At 68.6% G+C, this 24,049-nt stretch carries 17 protein-coding genes and 5 pseudogenes; 16 read left to right on the plus strand and 6 right to left on the minus strand.

The window, feature by feature from the left end; genetic code table 11:
* The first annotated feature begins 44 nt into the window (after positions 1-44).
* The 8 genes and pseudogenes from ACFYW3_RS26915 (at position 45) to ACFYW3_RS26950 (ending at position 9,340) form a co-directional block, all read left to right on the plus strand.
* On the plus strand, positions 45-596 hold the full coding sequence (locus tag ACFYW3_RS26915) for an AAA family ATPase (protein WP_351762122.1): 552 nt from the start codon (positions 45-47) through the stop codon (positions 594-596).
* Between the two features lie 85 nt (positions 597-681).
* On the plus strand, positions 682-1,812 hold the full coding sequence (locus ACFYW3_RS26920; protein ID WP_389387567.1) for a PIG-L family deacetylase: 1,131 nt from the start codon (positions 682-684) through the stop codon (positions 1,810-1,812).
* Positions 1,809-2,387 carry an AAA family ATPase gene (locus ACFYW3_RS26925; protein ID WP_389387568.1) on the plus strand — a complete coding sequence of 193 codons (579 nt, stop codon included), beginning with the start codon at positions 1,809-1,811 and terminating at the stop codon, positions 2,385-2,387. The genes ACFYW3_RS26920 and ACFYW3_RS26925 overlap by 4 nt, the downstream gene beginning before the upstream one ends.
* Positions 2,388-2,428: 41 nt before the next feature.
* Positions 2,429-2,911 carry an NUDIX domain-containing protein gene (locus tag ACFYW3_RS26930; protein ID WP_389387569.1) on the plus strand — a complete coding sequence of 161 codons (483 nt, stop codon included), beginning with the start codon at positions 2,429-2,431 and terminating at the stop codon, positions 2,909-2,911.
* Between the two features lie 425 nt (positions 2,912-3,336).
* A pseudogene (mihF, locus tag ACFYW3_RS26935) lies at positions 3,337-3,602 on the plus strand (integration host factor, actinobacterial type); the annotation flags it as partial.
* 3,118 nt (positions 3,603-6,720) lie between these two features.
* Positions 6,721-6,900, plus strand: a pseudogene (locus tag ACFYW3_RS26940) (transposase); the annotation flags it as partial.
* Between the two features lie 633 nt (positions 6,901-7,533).
* Positions 7,534-8,010: a hypothetical protein gene (locus tag ACFYW3_RS26945; RefSeq protein ID WP_389387570.1), complete on the plus strand. Its 477-nt coding sequence runs from the start codon at positions 7,534-7,536 to the stop codon at positions 8,008-8,010.
* A 140-nt stretch (positions 8,011-8,150) separates the two neighbouring features.
* Positions 8,151-9,340, plus strand: a pseudogene (locus ACFYW3_RS26950) (IS701 family transposase).
* Positions 9,341-9,364: 24 nt separating this feature from the next.
* Here the strand turns inward: ACFYW3_RS26950 and ACFYW3_RS26955 are convergent.
* A complete protein-coding gene (locus tag ACFYW3_RS26955; RefSeq protein ID WP_389387571.1) occupies positions 9,365-10,000 on the minus strand; it encodes a transposase in 636 nt (211 codons plus the stop codon).
* 439 nt (positions 10,001-10,439) lie between these two features.
* Here ACFYW3_RS26955 and ACFYW3_RS26960 point away from each other — a divergent pair, with 439 nt between their 5' ends.
* From ACFYW3_RS26960 to ACFYW3_RS26990, 7 genes and pseudogenes are all read left to right on the plus strand, one after another.
* Positions 10,440-13,967, plus strand: coding sequence for an ALF repeat-containing protein (locus ACFYW3_RS26960; RefSeq protein ID WP_389387572.1), 3,528 nt, complete (start codon positions 10,440-10,442; stop codon positions 13,965-13,967).
* Entirely contained in the window at positions 13,964-14,362 is a 399-nt protein-coding gene (locus tag ACFYW3_RS26965; protein WP_389387573.1) for a hypothetical protein, read from the plus strand. Before ACFYW3_RS26960 ends, ACFYW3_RS26965 begins: the two co-directional genes overlap by 4 nt.
* A 64-nt stretch (positions 14,363-14,426) precedes the next feature.
* Positions 14,427-14,924, plus strand: coding sequence for a hypothetical protein (locus tag ACFYW3_RS26970; RefSeq protein ID WP_389387574.1), 498 nt, complete (start codon positions 14,427-14,429; stop codon positions 14,922-14,924).
* A 434-nt stretch (positions 14,925-15,358) separates the two neighbouring features.
* Positions 15,359-17,365, plus strand: coding sequence for an RICIN domain-containing protein (locus ACFYW3_RS26975; RefSeq protein ID WP_389387575.1), 2,007 nt, complete (start codon positions 15,359-15,361; stop codon positions 17,363-17,365).
* 154 nt (positions 17,366-17,519) lie between these two features.
* Positions 17,520-17,993 (plus strand): annotated as a pseudogene (locus ACFYW3_RS26980) (transposase family protein); the annotation flags it as partial.
* Positions 17,994-18,066: 73 nt separating this feature from the next.
* Positions 18,067-18,309, plus strand: a complete 243-nt coding sequence (locus ACFYW3_RS26985; RefSeq protein WP_389387576.1) for a transposase — start codon at positions 18,067-18,069, stop codon at positions 18,307-18,309.
* A 29-nt stretch (positions 18,310-18,338) separates the two neighbouring features.
* The gene (locus tag ACFYW3_RS26990; RefSeq protein WP_389387577.1) at positions 18,339-19,064 is read left to right on the plus strand and encodes a hypothetical protein; all 726 of its coding nucleotides are present in this window, start codon (positions 18,339-18,341) and stop codon (positions 19,062-19,064) included.
* 433 nt (positions 19,065-19,497) lie between these two features.
* Here ACFYW3_RS26990 and ACFYW3_RS26995 read toward each other — a convergent pair whose 3' ends face one another.
* Positions 19,498-19,935 carry a hypothetical protein gene (locus ACFYW3_RS26995; protein ID WP_389387578.1) on the minus strand — a complete coding sequence of 146 codons (438 nt, stop codon included), beginning with the start codon at positions 19,933-19,935 and terminating at the stop codon, positions 19,498-19,500.
* Between the two features lie 618 nt (positions 19,936-20,553).
* Between ACFYW3_RS26995 and ACFYW3_RS27000 the strand changes: the two genes are divergently transcribed.
* On the plus strand, positions 20,554-20,901 hold the full coding sequence (locus ACFYW3_RS27000; RefSeq protein ID WP_389387674.1) for a YdhR family protein: 348 nt from the start codon (positions 20,554-20,556) through the stop codon (positions 20,899-20,901).
* Here the strand turns inward: ACFYW3_RS27000 and ACFYW3_RS27005 are convergent.
* The 4 genes and pseudogenes from ACFYW3_RS27005 to ACFYW3_RS27020 form a co-directional block, all read right to left on the minus strand.
* Positions 20,820-21,416: a hypothetical protein gene (locus tag ACFYW3_RS27005; RefSeq protein ID WP_351752962.1), complete on the minus strand. Its 597-nt coding sequence runs from the start codon at positions 21,414-21,416 to the stop codon at positions 20,820-20,822. The two genes, ACFYW3_RS27000 and ACFYW3_RS27005, sit on opposite strands and share 82 nt — an antisense overlap.
* Before the next feature lie 598 nt (positions 21,417-22,014).
* Positions 22,015-22,145, minus strand: a pseudogene (locus ACFYW3_RS27010) (cold shock domain-containing protein); the annotation flags it as partial.
* Positions 22,146-22,785: 640 nt separating this feature from the next.
* A complete protein-coding gene (locus tag ACFYW3_RS27015; RefSeq protein ID WP_389387579.1) occupies positions 22,786-23,412 on the minus strand; it encodes a hypothetical protein in 627 nt (208 codons plus the stop codon).
* Between the two features lie 237 nt (positions 23,413-23,649).
* Positions 23,650-23,982 carry a hypothetical protein gene (locus tag ACFYW3_RS27020; RefSeq protein WP_389387580.1) on the minus strand — a complete coding sequence of 111 codons (333 nt, stop codon included), beginning with the start codon at positions 23,980-23,982 and terminating at the stop codon, positions 23,650-23,652.
* Positions 23,983-24,049 lie beyond the last annotated feature (67 nt).

Consider the following 24,049-nt stretch of genomic DNA (forward strand, 5'->3'; position numbering starts at 1 on the left):
AGCCTTCCACCCGGAGCCCGCACCCCGCCCCTGGAGCGTGACCCATGCGAAAACCCCGGCTGATTGCCGTCAGCGGCCCCCCTGGTTCGGGGAAGTCGACCCTCGCCCGCGCACTCGCCGCCGAGCTGGGCTGCCCCGCCGTCCTGCGCGACGAGATCAAGCAGGGGATGGCGGCGAACATCGACACCCCTTCGCAGGAGAACTCGGACGCCCTCAACCTGCCCGTCATGAACGTCTTCTTCGCCGCTCTGGGCGTCCTGCTCCGGGCGCACGTCACCGTGGTCGCCGAGGCCGCCTACCAAGACCGCCTCTGGCGGCCCGGCCTGGAACCCCTCACCCGGATCGCCGACCTGCGGATCATCCGCTGCAACGCCTCCACCCAGACCCTCACCGAACGGATCAGCAAACGCGCCGCCAGCGATCGGCACCGTGCGGCGCACGCCGACGAGCAACTCCTCACCGACCTCTCCACCGGCGCCTACAACCCGGAGGCCTTCACCAAGATCTCCCTCGACGCACCCACGCTGCACGTGGACACCTCCGACGGGTACCGGCCCTCCCTGTCCGAGATCGCGGCCCACGCCCAACTCCGGTGACCTCCCCACCCTCACCTCGTCCGTTCACCGAGCGGCAGGCCGGACGAACCGCCTGCCGCACCCCGCTTCCACGAAGGGTCCGCCCATGACACCGTCCCCCTTGCCGTCGCTCTTGATGGTCGCCGCGCACCCGGACGATGAGGTGCTGCTTGCCGGTGGTGTCCTCGCGCAGTACGCGGCCGCGGGCGCGGCAACTGCCGTGGTCACCGCTACCTGGGCCGCTGAGAGCCGCCGGGCCGTCGAGCTCGCCGAGGCCCTCACGATCCTCGGCGCGGGCAAACCACGGATGCTCGGGTACGCCGACGCCCGCAACCCCCGGTCCGCGCCCGGGCGGGTCCGACTGTGCGATGCCCCGCTCGACGAGGTCGTCGCCAGCCTCGTCGGCCACGTCCGTGAACTTCGGCCCACGATCGTGATCACGCACGACCAGTACGGTCAGCTCACGGGGCACGCTGATCACATCCACACCCACCGGGCGACCCTGCTCGCCGTCCACGCGGCGGCCTTGCCCCACCTCTATCCCGAGGCCGGCGAACCCTGGCGGCCGGACGCCCTGTACGTCGCGACGCACCCTGCCTCGGGTGTCAGCGAGCTCGGCCCGCTCCTCGAACGGGTCGGCAAGACGGTGCACAGCGCGCCGGACGAGCAGGTTACGGCCCGCATCGACGTGAGCGACGTCGTGGCGACGAAATGGTCAGCGATCTGCGCGCACCGCAGCCAGGTCGAGGGCCGGCGGGCCCTGCCCGCCCTGCTGTCCGGCCTCACCGACGAAGTCCGGCACCGGATTCTGGCCACCGAGTGGTACACGCGCCTGGACACCGGCCCTGTACCTGGCCCCGTCCAGGACAGCCTCACGTCCGGCAGGAGGGACGTATCAGGGCTGTGGGACACGATCGGGCGGCTGGGTGACATGTTCACCCGCCGGGACACCGCGCGCGGGCTGTCCCCGGAACTGCAGTGGACGGTCCAGGTCCTCAAACTCACCGAGGAGGTCGGCGAATCGGCGCAGGCCATCATCGGCGCCTGGGGCGCGAACCCGCGAAAGGAGCAAGGCACTTGGTCGGACGTCCAAGAGGAGGTCGCCGACACCGCGATCACGAGCCTGGTCTCGCTGTACCGGATGCTCGGCGATCAGGCTCCCGGCTTCCTCACCCACGTGCTCGCCCAGAAGTCCGCGAGGTTCCTCCCGCCGACTGGCACCGGAAGCACCCCATGAGCAGCACAGGCTGGGAAGTCGGCCACCAGAGTGATCGCGCACCCGATCCGACTCCCCCGCCTCTACCGGCGGTCTACCTGTTCGTCGGACTCACGGGCGCAGGCAGGACGACCTACTCCCGGCGGGTACTCGAACCGGCGGGTGCCGTGGGGCTGTCGGTGGACGAGGTCGTGCACCAGCGTCATGGCCGATACGGGGTCGACTACCCGGAGGCAACGTACTTCGCGAAGGAGGGCCCCGTCGTCGCCGAGCTCCAGGGGCAGCTGGTGCGGCTGGTGGCGGAGGGCCGGGATGTGGTGTGGGATCACGGACTGTGGTCGCGCCAGGACCGGGACGAGATGAAGCGGCTGGTGCACGACGCCGGCGGGCGGTGGCGCCTGCTGTACTTCCCCGCCGACCGGACGGAACCGCTGGCGGCTCAAGGAGCGGAATCTGCGCGAAGACGCGAACGCGCTGATGGTCACTCCGGAGGCTCTGGACGACTTCATCGCCCGTCTTCAGGAGCCTCACGGGGAGGGCGAGGAGATCATGGACCCGAACTGGAGCTGATCTCTCATGGACCCTGCAGGGTTTGAAAAGTCATCCGCGGGGCCTTCTCTCGCCCTAGGGTGGGGACATGATTCCGGATTTCGTGTCAGATCTCCGCAAATTGGTCGGCTCTGATTGCCTGCTCTGGCTCCCGGGGGTGGTCGCGGTCGTGCGCGACGAGAATCGGCGGGTACTCCTTCAGCGCCGGTCTGCTGCCGATCTGTGGACGCCTCTCAGCGGGATTCTGGAGCCGGGCGAGGCGCCGGCCGCCGGGGTGGTACGGGAGGTGGGCGAGGAGACCGGCCTGAAGGTGGTGGTGGAGCGTCTGGCCGGCGTGACCTGTTCCCCGCCCGTGCGGCACGGCAACGGACACAGAGCTCAGTACCTGGAGATCGTCTTCGCCTGCTGTCCCGTGGACCCGGACTCCCAGCCCCGGGTCTGCGACGACGAGTCGGTGGAGGTCGGTTGGTTCTCGCTGGACGCGCTGCCGCCGATGAGCGAGCGGATGCGGGAGATCATCGCGCTGGTCGAGAAGGATGAGACTGCGGCCTGGTTCGCGCCGGCTCAGTGACTGCGCAGCGCCCTGGTTCCTCGGTGGAGGGGCTGGGGCGGGCGGTCTGGGCAGGCACTGTCCCGGTGCGGGGGGCGAACTCGTGCAGACCATGCACGCGTGCCGGACCGTAGGGCAGGCGCGCCCGGCGCTCGCTCCGTGCACAACCCGCACGGGGAGAGCACCAGCATCGCCGCCAGCCTCCCGCCGCGGACGCGGGCGCCCTCGACCACGGCGCGATCGTCACCTACGGGGAGATCGTCGTCGAGCCGCGCGTGTACGCCGCCCTCCTCGCCGCGCCGCCGGAGCCAGACATCACCAACCGCCACCCAAACCAGCGGAAAGACGCCGCCGCTGAACGAACGTGGACAAAGCCCGGCCCCCTGTACCTCGTTCCTGCGGGCAGGAGACCATGACAAGGACAACCGTCGGTGAGAGGACATGCCATGGCTCTGCCCGCACTGACCCCGGCCCAGAGCGCAGAAGCCCTTCAGAAGGCGGCCGCCGTCCGCAGGAGCGCGCCGACCTGCCGGCCGAATTGCAGGCGGGGACTCTGTCCCTCGCGGACCTGCTCTCGCGTGAAGACACCGTGGTCGGCAGGATCCGAGTCCGGCGCCTTCTCGAATCGCTGCCGGGCATCGGGCCGGTCCGCGCCGGTCAGCTGCTTGCCGACCTCCATGTTTCGGGAGCCCGCCGCGTACAGGGCCTCGGCCCCCAAACAGCGAGTCCGTCTCTTGGCCTTGTTCCCCCACCAGAACTGACCGGGACCTTTACCACCCGTGCCCTGTCGTTGCCACCACACTGCCCCAGGCCGGGTGCCAACCAGTCCCGGCGGATCCGGTTCAGCTTGCAATCCGCCAACCCGTCGCGCACAGCGGCCTCGACCGGCGGTGCAGCCGCGTCCTCACGGTCGGTGGGCCGAGTCCAATGGCTCCGAGCCCCGGGAACCGGGGGCAGGGCGGCGGCCGCTCATCCGCTCCTTCGCGGGCGGCAGACAACAGCGGGCCGAGCTGGAGGTGCGCCGGCGGGGATGAGGTCCGCCGGTCACTCGACACGGCCAGTTGTTCGTGAGACTCAAGTACGGCGACAGCCCAGGCAGCCAGTCGTCTGACTGCTCCCGAGCCGGGTTCTCAAGGACCGGCTCCTGATACTCCCCGCGGCCGCCCCTCTCTGGGCTCGGTGCGAGCACCACGGCCGAGGCCGTCGGCACGGCCGGGCTGTCGTCGGCCGGCTGCGCGGTCGCAGCTTGGGCGCCGGCCTGATCGTGTTCTCTTCCACCCTCGAAACCCTGTCCGGTCTGGGGCAGCAGCCGGCTTGCCCACATGGGTCCGGCGGGTGGTCCTGACACCCAACGTCGACACAGTCGGGCCGCTGCGCCATCCCGCCCCGTGCCAGGACAGACAGGGATAGAGCGCGCCGGATGCGAGGACCGGGAGCCGCCACGACAGAACCCGGGTACCGGTAGGGCTCTCGGCGACCCGCTCGCTTCAACGACCGTCGGTACGGGCGGTTCCGCTTCCCGGGCGCTTGGCCATCGGGGCGGCCGGGTCGGGTCCGGCGGCGTGAGGTGGTGCCGCCGTGCCACAGCGGCCCGGCCACCCGTGTTCCGCCGGTGGCCTACGGTCTGCCCACCCTGGAGGTCGGGCTTGCCGTGCTGCTCCCGCTCGGCACGGGTAGGCTTCGCGGCCGCAGGGTCCGCCCTCCTGCTCACCTCGTTCGCCACCAGCCTCACATGGGCATGGGCGACAGGCCTCAGCATCGACTGCGGATGCTTCGGACGGTGATGGCGCAGGGATGCTCGTCAACGGACGCGGAGTCGGCGTCCGGCAGCAGGGACGGCATCCTGGCCCGAGATGCGCAGCACGGGCCGCCTCCGCGTCGGTACGGGCGGTGGCCATGACGTCCGTGCGGGCCTCCGGTGACAAGAGCGCGAACCAGTCGGCGGCGGCCCGCAGGTCGAATCCCGCGTCCCGGGCCAGGGCGACGGGCGCGTGGACGCGGTGTTCGGTGAAGCGCAGCCGGCCCACGCGCTGCAGGGCGTCGGTGAGGGTTCGTACCATGGGCAGGACCGGCAGGTGCTGGCCGCGCAGGTCTGCGGCGGGGTAGACGGTGAGCCAGGCCACCCGGTGCTCCTGCCCGTCCTGGGACCAGTCGCCCCGGCGTCGGCGTGCTCCCAGCGCTGCCCTCCCAGCGTGTTCTGCGCGCCGAGGAGGGTGGTGTCCACCCGTACGCCCCTGCTCGTTTCACGGCCAGGCTGAACAGGTCCTCGTCAAGGTCGTGGTCGGCGCTGACTTGTCCGATCCACGGATGCCGGGTGAGCACGCCGTTGATCTCGGCCGTCAGCACAGGGCTCTCCTCCCTCATCGTTCTCCGTCCTCGGACACCGCAGTTGAAGGTCTTGCCGAGGGGCTCCAGCTTGTTGGGCGAGTCGGCGACTCCGATGATGTCCACGTCGACTCGGCTGCGCCACGTCGTGGCCTTGGCACCCCCGGACCAGGAGTATTCGGTGAGATCCCTGCGGGTGACGTTTCTGCACTCGCGGATGCGCCTGGACGCTTGCCCTAAGGGTGAGCAGCCTCGTCCCGGCCGCCTCCCGGAGCGGCGGCCGGTTCACCCCGAACGAGTCAACCACGCGCACCGGAGGACGGGTTACGGCACGTCCGACCGGTCAGGTGAGACGCCGCAGCGTCCTCGTCGATCGGGCAGCGATCACGTCCGCGCCCCGAGCACGGTCATCCCGCCCCACCCCGCAGCGGAGCCGAACCCTCGACCGACTCGGCCAACGTGGCGCCCTCATCGTCTCGTTGCGCAGGGCTGACATGGAGTTTCGTTCGGCGATCAAGAGGGCTCCGCTCGTGCCCACGGACGCCTGATCACCCACGCGCCGGCGGCCTCGGACAATCGGTCTTTCCAAGGGCAGTTACGTGCCTGGCGGCATGGCGCATGACGCTTTGGGCGGCCTCACTGATCCCATCACGAGCAGATGCCGACAAGGGCTTCAGTGCATCGTGCAGACGACAGTCACTGAAATGAGATCATCGCCGGGTCGAAGATCGGGGGGCCGGAGCTCGAAGCTGGTAAGGCTCATCACCGCGCAATCCTCTTTCTCGTAGCGCAAAACTCCTTCCTGGGAATTCTTCGAAGGCTTCCACCCTCTATCTGCCAGCTCCCCATACCCCTGCCTCAGCACTGACAGCGATGACGTCTTGTCATGAGCCGCAAACAGAGCAATGACTTTCTCCCCCTCGCGTTTCGCCCTCGGCTGCGCAAGTTTAATTCCCGCACCCAGCATTACCCGCTTCACTTCATCCGCTGCCTCCTGAGCAGGCCATACCGAAGCCTCTGCGGAGGGCAAGGCCTGCGAGGCTCCACTGGGACTGGGACCCGCCTGCCTACCCTCGGGCTTGCCAACGCAAGCAGTCGCGAAAGCCGCAGCAACGACTATGACCACAATCGGTTGAATACGCACGATTCCCCCCTACGGGCCGTGACACACATCTTCATTCGCCCAAAAGTTTCACACAAGGCAAGAACGAAGAACGCCACACGCATGGAAGAAGAGGCCACGCTCCGGGCGAAAACGGGGTCATCTACACCATCGACCCCAAGTGCGCGCCCACTGGTCCACCGCTGCTGCCGGCGTCCGGTCTCGCCCATGCGCCTCTCGGAGTCCAGCGGACCGCGCGGCACCACCTCGCGGTCCGGTCGGCGCTGTACCGGGCCGGGCGGCGGGGCGTCCTCGTGGATCACCGACACCCGGCGGGACCCGGTGATGCCAGACCACCGTCTGCGCCCTGCCTGGAGGTGTCGGCCAACGGTAGTACCGGAACATGAGCCAACGACCACGGCCGTATCCGAGTGACCTGTCCGATGCCCGGTGGGAACTGCTGAAACCGATTCCGTCGGCCCGGCGGGCCGAGCGGAGAGGGAAGGGCCTGGACATCGGCCGTCCGCCCGAGCACGACCTTCGCCGGATCATGGACGCGGTCCTCTACGTCGACCGAACCGGGGCTGCGCTGCAGGAGAGACGCGAGGAGGCGACGTCGGCCGTCCAGCCGCTTCACTTCGGAGGACCGTCGTTGCGTCGTTGCCGGGTCAAAGGCAGGCCATGCAGGCTCTTCGTCGTGGGACTCTCTGCGTGTGGGGCCGCTCGGTCGCGGCAATTTGCCCCGGACACAGCAGCCGAGCCAGGTCGCCCGGTTGCTCGCTCCAGCGTCTTGAATGCCGGGCTGTTCACGAGTGACTCTGACCAGTAGGGCGACCACTGCCCAGTACTCCAGCCGTAGATCGTGTTCTGTGACTGCTCCTCGTCTGTTTGATCGGGCGCGGTCGACCAGCCGTCCGATCCCGTGCGGTGCGCGGCGACCGTCCGGCGGATTCCGCTGCTCTGGGGGAACCCGGCCAAGGATCCGCCACCGGCCTGAGACGGGGCTCACCTCCGCCGCGCTGCCGGGGAAAAGCGTTCGCGCACGCTGCCGGCTCGTTCACGAGGGCGGAGAACTACAGTTGCTCTCGCGCCACGCCCGTCGTTCCGGGCCTGCGATCGGCGGCCGGGTTCTGAGCCCCCGTTGACCAAGGATCAGTTGGCGGGCGGCCCGTCAGCGAGGGGATGCGTGTTCCGAAGTGACCGATTGTGGAGTTCCATGGATTTCAGAGCGCAGGTACCGCCGCGAAGGCTCGGGCCGTTCCCGCTGACCGAGGAGGGCATTGCTGCCCTGCTGGGCCGGTACGAGTTCGGGGACTCATGTGTTCGGAGGGTCGTACTCGACCAGGAATTCGGCGCGCAATCGCGGGGCCGGGCGGTCCGGATCGTCATCGATGCCCAGGTGAGGGACGAGGACAACCTCTGGCAAACCGTCTGCCTGGACTTCGAGGGAGTCTCGCGCTTCCGGATCGACGAGAGCAAAGGCTTTGCCTGGGTGCTGTACGACCCTCCGATGTTCTCCCGCTTCGACGACCAGTTGTACGTGGACTTCTGCGCCGAGTGGTTCGACGGTCCGGGGCCGGCCGACGCGGAGCAGGTGTTCGAGTGGTCGCAGTTGGTCTTCGCCATGGCAAGTGGCTCCTGGAGTGTGCTCCAGGACTGGGGCGACCGAACCACGATCGCGCCACCACGCTGAGGCTCCGGCGTGCGTCAGCGGCCGGGGCCGGTGTCTGGGGCAACCTCACGGGGTCCCCGGCCGCTCCGGTGTGGGGAACCCTGAGCGCCTCTCCACGAGGCAGCTTGGTCGGCTCCGACTGAAGCTGACTCCAGTCGTGGATCGTGCTCTTGCTCGTGTTCAGGCTGCTGTCGGATCTGCCGCGCAAGAACTGCTGGACCATAGCCGAATGGGCCGGAGAGACAAGTCCAGACGGGATGCAGCACCTGCTCGGCCGGGCCAAGTGGGACGCCGAACGGATTCGCGACGACGCGCGCGAGTACGTGGTGGAACATCTGCACGACGACGAGGCGGTGCTGGTGGTCGATGAGACCGGGGACGTGAAGAAGGGCACGCACACGGTCGGCGTCCAGCGCCAGTACACCGGCACCGCGGGCAGGATCGAGAACTCACAGGTCGCCGTCTACCTCGTCTGCGCCGGACGCCGTGGTCACGCCGCGGTGGACCGCGAGTTGTACGTCCCGCGCTCGTGGACCTCCGAGCCCGACCGCTGCCGGGCCGCCGGGCTCGGCGAGGAGACCGCGTTCGCCACCAAGCCGGAGCCGGCCGCCCGCATGATCGGCCGGTTCGTGGACACGGGCCACCGGACCCCGTGGGTCGCCGGCGACGAGGTCTACGGCGGCAACCCGAAGCTGCGGGCCGCACTGGAGGAACGCGGATGCGGCTACGTGCTCGCCGTCGCCCGCACCCACGAAGTCCCCACATGTGCTGGGAAGTTCCGAACCGACGCCCTGACCAGGAAACTGCCGAAGCGGGCGTGGCAGAAGCTGTCCGCGGGGGCGGCACGAAGGGACACCGCTTCTACGACTGGGCCTTCATCGACCTCGCCCACCCCGGACCCGGCAGTCACCAGCTGCTGATTCGCCGCAACCACAACAGTGGCGAACTCGCCTTCAACCGCTGCCATTCGCCCCGCCCGGTGCCGCTGACCGAGCTGGTGAGAGTCGCGGTATCAAGGTGGCGGGTGGAGGAGTTCTTCCAGTCCGCATAGGGCCTGGCCGGACTGGACGAGCACCAGGTCCGCCGGTTCGCGTCCTGGTCCCGCCGGGTCACCCTCGCCGTGCTCGCCCACGCCTTCCTCGCCGTCGTCCGCGCCGACGAACACGCCCGCCACCCCGCACCAGACACTCTCTTACCGTTCACCTGCAACGAGATCCAGCGCCTGTTCATCACCCTCGTCGTCCGACCCGCCCTCGACACCGCCCACCGGCTCGACTGGTCCGACTGGCGACGCCGCCAACAGGCCCGATCCCAGGCCAGCCGCTACCGACGACAAGCCGCTCAGGCATGAAGATCACGATCTACGGCTGGAGTACTACCGATCCTTTCGTAAGTTCGGTGGGTGTGGTGGGTGGGTGGTCAAGCCGGTGTGTGCGAGTAAGGACCATGGCAGTTGGGGGTTGCGGTTGATGCCGTGGATGCCTCGTTCGGTGGCGTCGGCGACATCGGCGAGGTGGTCGCCGGCGAGGTTGGCGAGTTCACGCTTCTTCAGCGAGGACCACAGCAGTTCCACCGGGTTCAGCTCGGGAGCGTAGGCGGGTGATCGTTCCAGGGTGAGCCAGTCCTGGCCGGCGACCCAGGCGCGCATCGCCCGGCTCCAGTGGGCGGACAGGCCGTCCCGGACCAGGGTCCACAGGTCGGCCTCGAAACCATGCACCTGGGCACCCTGCTCCAACGCGGCCCGGACCCTTTCGGCCTGGGAGTCGTCCAACTTGGGCGGCCTGCCGGTGGCCGCACGCCGCCGCAAGGCCGAAGCACCGCCTTCCTCCCACACCCGCCGCCAACGCCGCACGCTCTCGGCGCACACCCCCACCGCAGTCGCGATCTCCGCATTCGAGACACCGTCCTCGAACAACTCGACCGCCCGAGCACGACGCGCCTCCGCCAACTGCGGCCGTGACAAAGGAGGAAGGGGTGAGCCGGCAGTCGAAGAGGAAGGTTGACAAGCCACCCCCAACAGCCTCCCACTCAGACGACCACCACACCCACCGAACTCACGAAAAGATCAGTAGGTTCGCCTCGGCCTCGTTCCGGCCTGACGAACTCCCGGCCAAGTGAACCCTCGTGAGGCGGGCGGCAGCACCAGGCACGGCATGTGCCGAACCGCGTTGGACGTGGTTCCGCGATGTGCCGGTGGAAACGCACCGAGGACGGAAGAGGTCAGGGCCCCTTCCGTCCACCCGGCTTCCCTTCCCCCGCCCTCGCCGTTCGCCGAAAGTAGTGATCGCCGCCAGGATGCGCAACGCGAACCCGGCCGGTGCCACCGGAGAACACGACGTCGCTGTCGTGCATACATTCCGGCGCGGCTCACCCGGTGCGGTCACCGGAGACAAAAGCCCGTCAGGCCGGGACACGCCCTGGCCAGGATCAGCGCAAGGAAGGGAGTCGTGATGGCACCACGTTCACGACAGTTCAGCAGACGTCAGATGCTCACCGCTTTCACCGGGGTGGCGGCCGGTTGCGTGCTGCCGACCTGCACGCTGCTCAGTCGGTCCGCATACGCGGCGGGTGCCGCCGAATCGACTTCGGTGCCCGAGGGGTCCGGTCTGCCGGATACCGAACGCGGCAGGGTCGTCTGGGCGTACAGAACGGGTGGCCGAGCCGTCCGCACCGCTGCTGCCCTGGCCCTGGTGGGGAGTGCTGCGGATGTGAAGGCGTTCCTCGACGAGAAGTTGCCCTCGGCTCGGGCCGAGGACAACCGGTTCACACTCACGCAGTCCCTGGTCATGGCCGGCAGGGCGACACGTGAGGGTATTGGCGTGGCGCTGTCGGGTGGGACGGCGGCGGTCGAGTCCTTCCTCAAGGGCGGGTTCCAGAACGCGGTGCGCGAGGACTTGAGGGTGGCCGTGACCACGGTGATGGCCCGGGGCGGTCGTGCCGTGAAGCGTGAGGCGTCCGCCGCGTTGGCAGTCGAGTCGGACTTCGCATTGCGTGCCTTCCTCAGCGGCGGACAGTTCACTGCTCACGAGGAGGACGACCGGGTGCAGGTGACGTCCATTCTCGTGACGGCGTCACCGCAGGTGCGGGTGTACGCGCAGCGGGCACTGGACGACGGGACGCCGAGGGCGATCCGGTGGTTCCTCGAAACGGGCCAGTACATCGCCCGGGCCCGTGACGAGGAGACCGCGACGGTTCAGCAACTGGTCAAGGCCGTGGAGGCGGAGGGGCAGCGCGCCGGCCGGAAGACCGACGAGGCTGTCGAACTGTCGCAGCAGGCCGTGAAGGCGGCCGACAAGGCGAAGGAGGCGGCGCTGGAGGCCAAGGCCGAGGCCGAGGCCGCCAATCAGGACGTCCAGCGCTCCGCGAGGGCCGCGAACAAGGCGGCGCAGGCGGCCCGGGGCGCGGCAGCCGCCGCGACGGTCGCCGTGTCGGCCTCGCGGACGGCGCAGGCCGCCGCGCAGCGTTCGGTGGCGGCCGCACACGCCGCCGCGGCGGCGGCCGCGTCGGCGGGACGCGCAGCCACTCGGGCGTACCAGGCCGCGATCGGGGCCTCCAAGGACGCGGGGATGGCGGACGCGGCCCGAGCGGCCGCGCAGGCCGCCACGGCCATGGTCAAGTTGGTCCGCGCCGTCGCGGAGAAGGCCGATCTCGCGGCCAGGTCGGCCGAGGCAGCGGATGCCGCAGGTGCGGCCGCCGCGGGCTCCGCGGTCAACGCGGCCGCCGCCGCTCGGGCATCGGCCGACGCGGCCGTGGCCTCCGGCGCCGCGCGTGCCGAGGCAGCCGTGGCGCAGCGGGAAGCCGCTGTGGCCGAGGCCGCCGCGGGCAGGGCCACGCGGGCCGCGAGCAAGTCGCGGACCTTGGCCGGGGAGGCGGCTTCGGCCGCCCGTGCGGCGCGCGACGCCGCCAACAGTGCCGCCGACCACGCGGAGAAGGCGGCCGCGGCCGCCGTGGAAGCGGCGAACCACGCCGGCCAGGCGGTCGACTACGCCAACCGGTCGACGGCCGCCGCCAACGCGGCCTTCGAGGCGGCGAACAAGGCGGCCGACGCCGTAGAGAAGGCACGTGCGGTCGAACAGACGGCTCGTGAGGCCGAGACGGCCAGGCTGGCCGAGGAGACTGCCGAGGGAATCGAGCAGGCGCGACTCGCGGCGAGCGCAGAGGTGAATCAGCTCGAACGGTACAACCGGGAGCGGACGCAGGAAGCGCGCCTGTCCGCAGAACTGCTCGCGCTCATCGGCTCTGCGGAGTCGGCGCTGAAGGCCGGCAGGACCGCGGAAGCCATCACGGCCGGACGCAAGGCGGCGATCCAGCTCGTCGAGCGCTCGGGTACCTGGACCCGGGCCGCCGCGGAGTTCGCGCTGGCCGGTTCGGACGAGGATGTCGTCCGCTGGATAGACGCCGATCGTCTCATCGCCCTCCGGCAGGACAACGTCGAGAACGTCGGCGCGATTGCGTCGATCTCGACCAAGAACGTGGCCCTGGCGGCCGTTGACGTGCTCAGGACCGAGAACCCTGCGCAGATAAAGGCGTTCTTGGAGAGCAAGGCAATCGAGGCGGCCAAGGAGGACAACCGCGTCGAGGTCACCACGGTCCTGGCCGATGACAACACCGGCCCCGCTGTGCGCCGTGCGGCCGTGGCCGCGCTGGAGAAGGGCACCGCCCAGGCCCTGCACGTCTTCCTGCACGTCGAGCGTGCGGCAGCCGTCCGCGAGGACGACCGTGTCAAGGCGACCACCCTCCTGGCGAACGGGGGCCCCTACATCAAGGCGGCCGCCAAGATCGCGCTCGAAGGCGACACCCACATACTGCGCCAGTTCATCGGCACCACACAGCACGAGTTCGCGCGGATCGACCATGACCACGCCACGCACATCAGTGCGATACGCGCCATGATCGCGGGCGCCGCGAAGGTGGCTCAGGAAGCGCAGGAGAACGCGGCACGCGCTTCCGAGGCGGCGGCCCTCGCACGTGACGCCGCCTCCCAGGCGACCGAGTGGGCCGATCGCGCCAAGGGTTACGCCGCGGCCGCCAGGCTGTCCGCCGAGGATGCGCGCAAGAACGCGGCGGCCGCCGAGGGCTCCGCGGCCGCCGCGGCGCGCTCCGCCGAGACCGCACGTCAAGCAGCCGCGGCAGCACGCAGGGCGAGCAGCGTGGCACGGAGTGCGGCGACCCGCGCCGTGCGGTCCGCCACCGAGGCCGCTTCCTACGCCGCTGATGCCTCGGTCTCGGCCGCGGCAGCGCGCCGGGCGTCGCTCGCAGCCGGACAGAGCGCCGGCGCGGCCTCCCAGGCCGCGTCGGAAGCCAGGAATCTGGTCATTGAGGCCGCGATGCGCGAGGCGATCCAGAAGGCCCTGGACAACTCGAAGGTCCCCATCGTCCCGGGCAAGAACGGCCTCCCGGAAGGTGCCGAGAGCTGCCTGACGCCGTTCGGCGTTCCCGTGGAGTCCGGCAACAACACCAATCCGTGGGAGCTGGGCGTGGATTGGCTCACCGGAAAGGGCCCCCGGTCCCAGTGCTTCGGCCCGAACGACGATTTCACCCGCATCTATCGTGATCACGAGCACACGCAGAAGGCTCTCGCCTTCTTCGCCGGCCGTACCCGGGACGGAAACTTCGAACTCGGCCGCTCCTACTTGTACGACTACGCACTCGGCGGCTTCGACGGCGCCGGGAAGTACCTCCAGGACTACGGGACGCTCTCCACGGCCGGCCTCACCGGAAACCTCGCCTACACGTTCCTGGGCTCGCACCAGGTCCGGATGACTCCCACCCGCAAGAACGCGGACGGTTCCGTCGTGTGGCGCTACACCGCGTACAACGAGTCGGACATCGAGTCGGCGACCCACCCCCCGGTCATCGGATACACGGACTGGTGGAGCAACAGCGTCGGCGCCCTCGTCGACAAGATCGTTGGTGACTCGGGACCGATGTCGCCCAAGACCCAGGTCATCGAGTTCGACGTGACACTGAAGCCGTGATGCGCGGGAGGACAGGAGAAGGCAGGTCCGTTGCCTTCCTGGCCGCTTGTATCGCGATCGTTGCCGGGTGCACGGGCTCCGTCGAACCCGACGAGCTGCCCGGCGTCTACCGCAACGCCGAGACGGGCGCCGAGCTGCGACTGGAACCCGACGGGGCGTTCTCGGCCACCGCCGTGGTGACGGACGGATTCTCCGACCCCGCTGACTTCAGTGGCCGATGGGAGTGGCTCGATGACCAGGCATCCAGCGACTTCATATATCTGTCGGTGGAGAAAAGCGGACTCGGTACAACCTCCGGGATCCAGCTCTACCCGCACGGAGGGAACGCTGTGGAGTTCCGTCCGGATCCTGACGGACCACCTTCCCTGAAACTCAGCAAAGTGGCGGTGCCTTAGATACCGCGCGCCGCCTCCTTCTTTGGGCATCAACGCCTGATTGATCTCTACCTCTAGGACTGTGATGAATTCACGCAACGCATGGACGCGCATTCTGGGAACCGCCGCCGCGGCCGGTGTCTTGGCATGGGCCGCGATGGCCGGGGGCCAGCCCTCCAACGTCGTCACCGAACCCGTCGCCGAAACGGGGCCCGGATACGCCGTCGAGGACCACAGCTACCCGAACGCCGACAAGATCCTGGCCGAACAGGGCATCGTCCTCAAGCGAGGCGATGGTCACATCGTGCTCGCCGACTGCCGGAGCGAGGAGAACCTCCTCAGGTTCCTCGCCCGTGACCGGGCGGACGTGTGCTTCAAAGTCATCGGCGATGAGGGATTCCTGACCTTGGAGCTCAAGTCGGTGCACGGAGTGCGCACCGATGATTCCGGAAACACCCATCTCGCCATGACCGCCGAGAACGACCGTGTGGAATACGACATTCCCGCGAAGACCTGGGAGGGCGTCGGCGAGTCCGGCGACGGCCGGGAGCACGTCCTGGTCGAAATCCGTATCACCAAGTAGCCCACACCGTTTCGCGGTTGAAGCAATCCCTGCATCGCCGTTCTTTCGGCGCCTTCGCCCCAGGGCTTCCCGTCAAATCGACGCTTCAGCGCAGACGGGCCGACAAGGGCGTCATCGACGCCTGGCCAAGACAAGGCCCTCGGTACTCGGCAGGCGAGAGTACGCCCCTCGATTCCGTTGAAATCCGCCTTGCCGGCTCGCGGCGCAGAAACCGCAGCGGAGCAACGCCCTACGGCTTGTGGCGACTCCAAACGCTGACGCATCAGGCTCCGGGCCACCCGGAAGCACCAGGTCCTGCAGGCACCATCCCCATCCTGTAATGGGCACCGCCCCTGCTCGGAGCGGATGGACGGCAGTGGAGCGCGTCGTCCTGAAAGCCCCGCCCCGCCCTTGCACAGGGCGGCTCTTCTTCTTGCAAGATCGAAAGGATCATCATGTCCGTATCAGGTTCACGCACCAGGTGGGCTGCGACCCTACTTGCCGTTGCGGTGGGCGGTGGCCTCCTCGGCGCAGCCCCAGCGACAGCCCTCGCCGGCAGCGATGCCCCGAGCAGCGGCTACGCCTTCGCGGCGAAGCTCACCATCGGCGAAAAGGCCGCCTGCTCCGGCGCGCTGGTCGATGCACAGTGGGTAATCACCGCGGCGTCCTGTTTCCGCGACGGCGCGGCGCCGGTTCCAGCCGGCCCGCCTGCGGTGAAGACGACCGTGACCGTGGGTCGCACCGACCTCAAGCAGTCCACGGGTACCGTGGTCGAGGCCGTCGAGCTGGTTCCCCACGCAGACCGTGACCTGGTGATGGTCAAGCTCGCCTGGCGGATCGTCGCCGCCAGTCCGGTAAAGGTCGCTGCCGCAGCCCCGACGATGAGTGAGCCCCTGACCTCCCTGGGATTCGGGCGGACGAAGACAGAATGGGTTCCGGACAAGGCCCACACGGGGCGCTTCACCATCGCCTCCCTCAATGGGGGTGCAGTGAGCCTGAATTCATCCGGCGACGCCGTGGTCTGCAAGGGTGACACCGGTGGGCCGGTGCTGCGTCAAAAGGACGGCGCCGTAGAGCTTGCGGCCATCAACTCACTCTCATGGCAGGGTGGTTGCCTGGGCACAAGTCCGGCCGAGACCCGTACCGGGGCGGTGGGGGTCCGTGTGGACGACGTGGCGACCTGGGTCAACCAGATCCGCGGCACCACCCCCGAAGTACGACTGACCGGCCTGGTGCCCAATGTCACCAAGGTCATGACCTCGGGCGACTTCAACCGTGACGGGCTCACCGACACCGCGGCTGTCACCTCCGACGGAAACCTGCACGCTTTCGCCGGTCGCCCTGACGGCACCTTCGAGTACGGACGCCCCCTGTGGAAGACGGACGGTAGCTGGAGCGGCGCCAAGAAGATCATCGGTGGTGACTTCAACGGCGACAAGATCGCCGACATCGCCGCGGTGTGGAGCAACGGCACGCTTCGTCTGTACACCGGCCGCTCCGACGGCAGCCTGGCCGACGGCAAGGCGATGTGGGGGGACGCGTCCACGAACTGGGACGCGATGCGTCAGCTCGACCGGTACCGACCGACGAGCTCGACCCGCGACGGGCTCCTCGCCGTCTGGGGTACGGGTGACGCCAAGGGCTCGCTGTACGCCTACGCGGCCGGCGCGGATGGGGTGCTGAACGGGCAGAGCACCAAGATGTGGCCGGACACCAGCTGGTTCAACATCCAGAAGATCGCCACCGGTGACTTCAACAGCGACGGCCGCGACGACGTCGTCGCCATCGCCTCGGACGGCGCCCTGCGCCGGTACAGCGGCAACGCCGCCGACAAGCTCGACGACGCCGTCTCCATGTGGAACGACAAGTCCTGGAACAACACGCCGGTCGTGTTGGCCGGTGACTTCGACGGTGACGGCAAGACCGACCTCGGCGGCCTGTGGAACAACCAGCAGCGCTTCAACCTCTACAAGGGCAACGGCCCGGGCAACCTCGCCGAAGGCGTCTTCGCCTGGCCCACCCCCGTTCCCTTCGCCGGCGCCGGGCAGATCCGCAACGTGAACAGTGGCAAGTGCCTGGAGATCGTCAACTCCAGCAAGGACAACGGCGCCCTCGCCCAGCAGTGGGCCTGTGGCGCCCAAGCCGGAGCGAAGTGGGAGTTCCGTCCCACCGCGACCGCGGGCGTCTACCAGATCGTCAACGTGAACAGTGGCAAGTGCCTGGAGATCGTCAACTCCAGCAAGGACAACGGCGCCCGTGCGCAGCAGTACACCTGCTTCGACATTCCCACCATGCAGTGGAGCATCAAGCAGGCCGGCAGCACCGTCAGCCTGGACATCAGCAACGTCAACAGTGGCAAGACCCTGGAGATCAACAACTCCAGTCTGGACAACGGGGCGCCCGCCCAGCAGTGGGGGCACTCCACCGACCCCTCCTACCCGGGTCAGAGCTGGTACCTGTAACCATCTCTCTTGAGGCGGTGACGCATTCGAGGGCCGGCCTCCCCGCATCTGTGGGTGGGCCGGCCCTCGGCCGGTGTACCCCGGGTTTTCGGCAGCTGGGGAACCGACTACAGGCTGTCCCGTAACTGCTGGTCACGGCAGAGATGATCTTGGCGTGGCAGGTGTGGTCACGGCGTCGGAGCCGTCCTGGACAGCCCCGTTCACGGGGCTGAGTCCGCGCTGTTTCGGGAAGCTGGTGACCGTGCTGCGGCCCGAGGGTGCGGACGCGGTCCGCAAGGGCCGGCCGTGGAGCCTTCCGCTGGAGGACCGGGCACTGCTGGTCGCGGCCTACTGGCGCACGAACTTGACGATGCGCCGGCTCGCCCCACTGTTCGGGGTGTCCAAGTCGGCGGCCGACCGGATCATCGACCACCTCGGGCCGATGCGCGCGCTCCAGCCCCGCAAGCGGTTCGCCAAGGACACTGTGCCCATCGTGGACGGCACCCTGGTGCCCACCCGCGACCACACCATCTCGGTGCGGTCGAAGAACTACAGGTACTCCACCAACCACCAGGTCGTCATCGACGCCGACACCCGCGTGGTCGTCGTGGTCGGCCGACCGCTCGCGGGAAACCGCAACGACTGCAAGGGCCTGTATCGAGTCGTGATCGGTTTGCCGAATCTGGCCTCGCTGTGAGGGCAGGTCCGGTAGTCCGGTACGTGTGACGCGTGAGCAACTGACGGACGACGAGCGGGGGTTCGTCGAGCCGTATCTGCCGGTCGGTGAGTACGGCCCGTATCCGGAGCGGCTACGGCAACAGTTCGAGGGTGTGATCTGGAAGTTCCGCTCGGGAGCGCAGTGGCGGGAGATGCCGGGCCGGTTCGGCGCCTGGTCTACCGTGCACAACCGGTTCAGGCAGTGGCGGGACGCCGGGGTTTCGAGGCGCTGCTGGAGGGGGCGATAGCCGAGGCGGCCGGGCGGGGCAGGGTGGGTATGTCGCTGGTCAGCATGGACTCCACGACGGTCCGTGCCCATCACGACGCGGCCGGAATGCGCCTGGAGGAGGACGTTTTGGACGCTCTGGAAAAGGCCGCCGTCGAGGCGGAGGCGGCCCGCCAAGGGGGCGGCACGGCGGAACAAGACGGACACGCAGACGTCGCCGACCCCGGCCGGGCCGAACGGCGGCGCGTCCGGCGACGGCGCAAGCTCCGCTTGAAAGCTGCTTCGCTCGGGCGCTCGCGAGGCGGACAGACCGGCAAGATCCATCTGGCTGCCGACCGCAGGTGTCGGCCCCTGGCCCTGATCCTGACCGCCGGGCAAGCCGCGGACAGCCCGCAGTTCGTCCCCGTGCTGGGGAAGGTACGGGTCCGCGGGCCCGTTGGCCGCCCCCCGCACCCGGCCCGGCACGGTCGCCGCGGACAAGGCCTACTCCTCTCGCGGCAACCATGCCTACCTGCGCAAAAGTGGTATCAAGGCGGTCATCCCGGAGAAGAAGTAGGTGCAGCACTCGGCGTTGCCGACCTCCTCGGCCACGTCGCCGGTGCCTCTCAGCGAGAGACACCGCGCTCTGATCCGGCCCGCGATCCGAACCTGGACCGGCATGTGCGAGACCTGGAGGAGCGGGCGGCTCTGTCGGCCGATCCGGACAGGGCCAAAGCCTTCCTGGAAGAAGCAGCACGGATCCACAACCGAGTGAGTCGGCTCGGGCCCGGCGAGTGACCGACGAGCTCACCGGCCCGCCATGGGCCACCGACTGGACCAAGAGCGCCTCCGAATACCGCGACCGTCTCCCCGCAACCGTCAAGGAGCAGATCGTCGACGCGGTCACCGAGCTGAAATGCTCCCGTCACCCCTACCGTGCGATCACCTCGACACGGAGAAGGCCGGCCCACGCACCGCCGATCCCCAGATCGTCATCGAGACCTCTTCTGGCAGTAAACACACCGCACCCACGGCAGCGCAGTCGCCCGCCGACCGCGTCAAACCGGTCGGCGGCGCCCGCTCGCACGAGCGCGAGAGATTGCGACTGCTGCTCTCACGCCGTTCGCGGATGCCGAAGCCGCCTTGGCCATGAGCCGGCGAACCAGCGGCCCGCCCCGCTCCGTCACGGCGGCGAGCCTGGTGCCGCACGGCTCCTCGCTCATTCACCCCGTCAGTAGGTGGGGCAGATGATGGTGTGGGTGACAGCCAGGATTCGCGCGGCCTTGGTCAGGCCATGGCCGTCGGGATGGGACGGGCTGGTCCAGCGTTTGTTGGTCTGCTCCGTCTGCTTGACCGGATCCTTCGGGTGGTCCTTGATCATGCCGCAGGTGTCGATGCCGCGGCTGATGGCCTTGTCATCCTTGGCGTGAACGATGTCCTTGTCGATGGCGTCGAGTCCGTCGAGGAAGGCCTGCCTCTGACTGCCCTTGGGCTCCGGGGGCAGGCCTGCAGCCGCTCGGACCGCATCGCGATCGGCCTGCCGCCCCGCTGTCGAGGGCGAGCTGACGGGCTTGTCATCCGCCCTGGGCTCTGTGGTGACAGCCTCGGCGCAGCCGCTGAGGGTGAAGAGCGAAACAGCAAGTAGAGCGGTGATGGCGTGTGTGCGCATCGAGCCACTCTGTCGGGATGCTGGACCGCCATGTGGGCTTGTGACCGACCCGTGACGCGCGAAAGTCTCTCCTGTGCACGGCGCTCGGCACCCGGAACCGAAGTTGCGGCGGCTACTGACCCCACCGTGTTGTTCGAGCATGTCGGGTAGACGGGTTCGCGGCCGAGGCCGGTTGGCCGCGCCCGTCCCAGACTCCCACCCACGCATTTCCCTGATACGTGGACGAGTCTGCCGGGGCCGAAGGTCACTTCGGTCGTACTACCCCGGAGCGCTCTGAGCACCGGCCCTGACCCGCTCCCCTGACGGTGTCTCCCCCGTTCGTCGGAATCGGCCGTGAGGACGGACAGCGCGTTCTGATCGGATCCGACGTTGTCATTGCGGCTTCCTCTCCGGGCAGCACCACAAGTCGCAGGGCAGGCCGTACCCGTCCTGATGCACGATGACCGAGTCCCGCCACACCGGTCATCGCCGAACCCGGCACGCACGCGATGCGTACCGGCCCCCCAGGTTGACTTCCCGGTTGACTTCCCGAGCAACGGCCCCTTCGGAGAGGAGATGGCGACCGAGTACCGGCGACTGGCCGAGAGAATCAATCTCGAAGTGGGGGTGATCTGAAGGATCTGGACCGAGAACAGCGAAACCCACGAGGCCGGCGGCGTCTACCTTTTCGAGTCCGAGGCCATTGCCCAGAAGTACCTGACCAAGCACACCGAACGGCTGCACTCGTGGGGCATTGCTGACATCCGCGGCCGGATCTTCGCCGTGAACGGCCCGCTCTCTGTAATCAACAGGGCACCGCTCTCCCACCATGGCCTGATCGCCGATGCGTCGGGCGATGCGCGGGCGCGACAGCGGCAGGCCGTGCGCCTGCCCGCGGCGCAGGCCTATCGCCTTGGCGGAGGGGCCCCGGGCGGCCCCGTCCGGGCTCCGGCGCGCGCTGCAGCATGGCCGACGCGGGTGCGGTAGCGCTCGGTGAACCTGATCATGACGATGATCGCGGCGATGGGCAGGAGCCAGTTGAAGATGGTGGACATCTGCCGGTCGTCCGGCTGGGAGGCGGCGATCAGATGGCAGACGGTCATGAACGCGAACGCCGCCCCCCAACCGGCGGACAAGACGCGGTTGACGTGCTTGAAGCGTGGGGTGCCCCACAGTTCGCGAGGCACGCTCTGCCGGGCGTAGTCCTCGGTGAACGGCCGGAAAGGCAGCGTCGCGAATATGATCAGCGCGAGCGAGCCGGTCGCGATCGTTCTGCCGTAGTGGGCGATGACCTCCCGGCCGTCCGGTCCCACCACGAACGCCGCCACCGCCAGCGCGAGAAACAAGCCGATCGCCGCGAGGTCCAGAATCCGCGGTGAACGGGCGGCGATGGAGGGCCAGGCGATGATCAAGGCGGTCGCTGCGGCGCTCAGCGCCGCCCACTGCGGCGACGGCGCCGCACGGTCCACCACCGCGAACACCACCCACGGGATCAGGCTCATGAAAGGATTCACCGACGTTCCCGTATTTCGGCCCATGACCTGCTCCCTTCCCCGCTGTCGCGGGCCTGCGGCCAGGGCCCTCAAACGACCGTGCCCTGCCTATCGCGACCGCGCCCTATCTCAGGCTGTGCCGCATTCGGCGGAACCGCAACGGCGACCGTCTGGATCCAGGAGACGAGCGGAAACCTGCGCAAGCCACTGCGACGCGGCCGGATCAGGGAGACGCCCGGCCGACTCAGAGGCTCGGATACCAGTGATCGCCGAGGCCAGGTGGTGGGGGCCGCCAGAGCAGGCGCGCCGCCATATGCCGTGGCCGTGGATCTGGTGGGCGGGTGCTCCTGCTCTCCCGGCAGGTTTCGGGTCGTCGGCTGATCCGCACACCCGGTCGAGCGGGTGCCGTGGTCGGCTCGGCGGCAGGCGCAGCGCGCTCCGGTCCTCGGTTGCGGTAGCCCGGCGGCCGGCCCGATCACGAGCGAGGACGCAGCCGGTGCCGGTGCACCCCGGCGAGATGAAAGCCCGGCCGGCACAAGCGCGCCAGTCGGGCTTTCATGCGGCAGCGGAGCCATCGTGTGGGCGCGACCGTTACAGGGCGTGAGGCTTAGGCAGGGATGATGTTCTCCGCTTGGGGTCCCCTCTGGCCCTGGATGACGTCGAAGTTGACCTTCTGGCCCTCCTGGAGCTCGCGGAACCCTGGGCTGCGATGTTCGAGTAATGGGCGAAGACGTCCGGCACACGGGGCGGCCACCCGAGTCCGACCAGGGCCGCTCGCACCCGGCCACCCGGCAGTTGCCCACCCCCAGGTAGGAAGCGGTGCTCGGGGTGCGGACGAACTCCTCGTAGGGCATGGCGGACTTGCGGTGCCGGGTGTTGCAGGTGCTGCAGAGCTTGAGGCCCTTCACCGGTGGCCTCGCGAACTACCGGCACACCGCCATTTCTACTACGGATTTAATGAAATCCCACATCGGCCGCCAAGTAAGTACATACGCAAAAACTGAAGGACTCCCACACCTTGTCCAGGTATGGGAACCCTTCAACCCACCGAACCTATTCGCCCTCCACAAATAGCTCTCCGTTGAAATTCCCCACGGTCCACTCAACTCGAGTGGGCCGGAAACCCGAATCTTCCCGCGAAAATTCGACGATAGCAGCCCTCAGAGCAGCGAACGGAAGCGCACTAATTCGGTCGAAAAAGCTGGGCGCCCAAGAATCTCGCAGAATTCGAGGATCGATAGCCGGCGGTGCGGGATTCTTCGACACCCACACGTGACAAGTCAGGTCCAGACTTGCCACTTGATCTGCAACCCGGTCAGGGGTCTGAGGCGGCCAGGGCGCCGCTCGCCTTCCAGCGGTGCCGCTGCAGGGGTGGTTCTCAGGCTGTGAAGGCGAAGTAGGTGCCGGTGGTGAGGCCGGAGAAGGTGACGAGCTGCCGGGGCTTGAGGCAGGTGGAGGCGATATGCATCGCGACGCCTGCGGCGGCGTACGGCATGGTCCTTGGGAAGAGCAGCGCGGCGGGGAGCGCGATTTCCGTTGCGATGACGGTGGTTGCCAGCAGCCGCCAGAGGCGGATGTCGCGGTTGGTGAGGTTGTCCATGTGGCGGCGGACGAAGCCGGGGATTGCGTGCTCATGCCAATAGGGCAGCTGGTCTTCGACCTGGGTGTAGGTGTGGATCCATTGGGCTAGGCAGAGGCCGGTGCGGAACTGCCGCGAGCGTGTCTTCTGCCAGGCGGAGTTCCAGTAGATGTCGGTGGTGATCAGGACGAGGAGGCACTGCGCCCAGGTGTTGGCGGTGCTGGGGGCGTGTGCGATGTGCAGGCCGTGGCCGAGGTCTCCGGCGGCTAGGAGGCCGGCTCCGGTCAGCAGGGTGTGGTGGATCGAGTTGGGGCTCTTGAGGTAGAGCATTTCCATGGCGGCGCCGGCCAGGACCAGCAGGGGTGAGGCCCTCGGTGCGAGACCGGCAGCCAGGGTGAGGGCGGCGGCTGTGCGGATGATCAGCATGGGCCGGTAGGCGCCGGCGAGGAGGCGGGTCCGGGTGGGGCCGAAGCGCTGCTCGGTCAGGTGGAGGCTCAGGGAGCCGGGGATGAGTCGGTCCCAGCCGCCCTGGCCGATGGAGAGGGCAAACCGCAGGGCGAGGACGGTGGCGAAGACGATGCGGAACTACTGGAGGCGTCCGGGGTCGGTGGGGTACTGGAAGCCGGAGGCGAGAGCGTCAAAGAACCACGACACGGCTGTCCCTCACCTCCACGCGCTGCTCGCCCCGTTCGGACAGGAGCCGGCCGTGCCCGTCGATCCGGTCGTACCGGCCGCTGCGGACTGGATGGTTGACGATCGCGACGAGCTGGGGCGGGCCAAGGAGGAAGGAGCCGGGGGCAGGTGGCTGTGGGCGCTGACCGGTTCGGGGCGGCCGTCCTTCGTGGTGCCGGTGAGGGTGACGATGATGAAGTTGCCGCGGCAGAACATCTTCCAGCGCAGCCAACGGCCGGGCAGGCGGGTGAATCCGGAGATCGTCCACGCCACGAGGGCGACGGTGACGGCGATCTGGGCAGCGGACAGCACGGATGCGGGCACGGGGAGACCTCCGGTTCAGGAGGGGTGAAGGTGTCGGTGGGCGGCCCCGCAGGCGGGGCGCCCGGGG

It is taken from the genome of Streptomyces sp. NPDC002602 (assembly GCF_042889445.1).
Classification (GTDB): Bacteria; Actinomycetota; Actinomycetes; order Streptomycetales; family Streptomycetaceae; genus Streptomyces.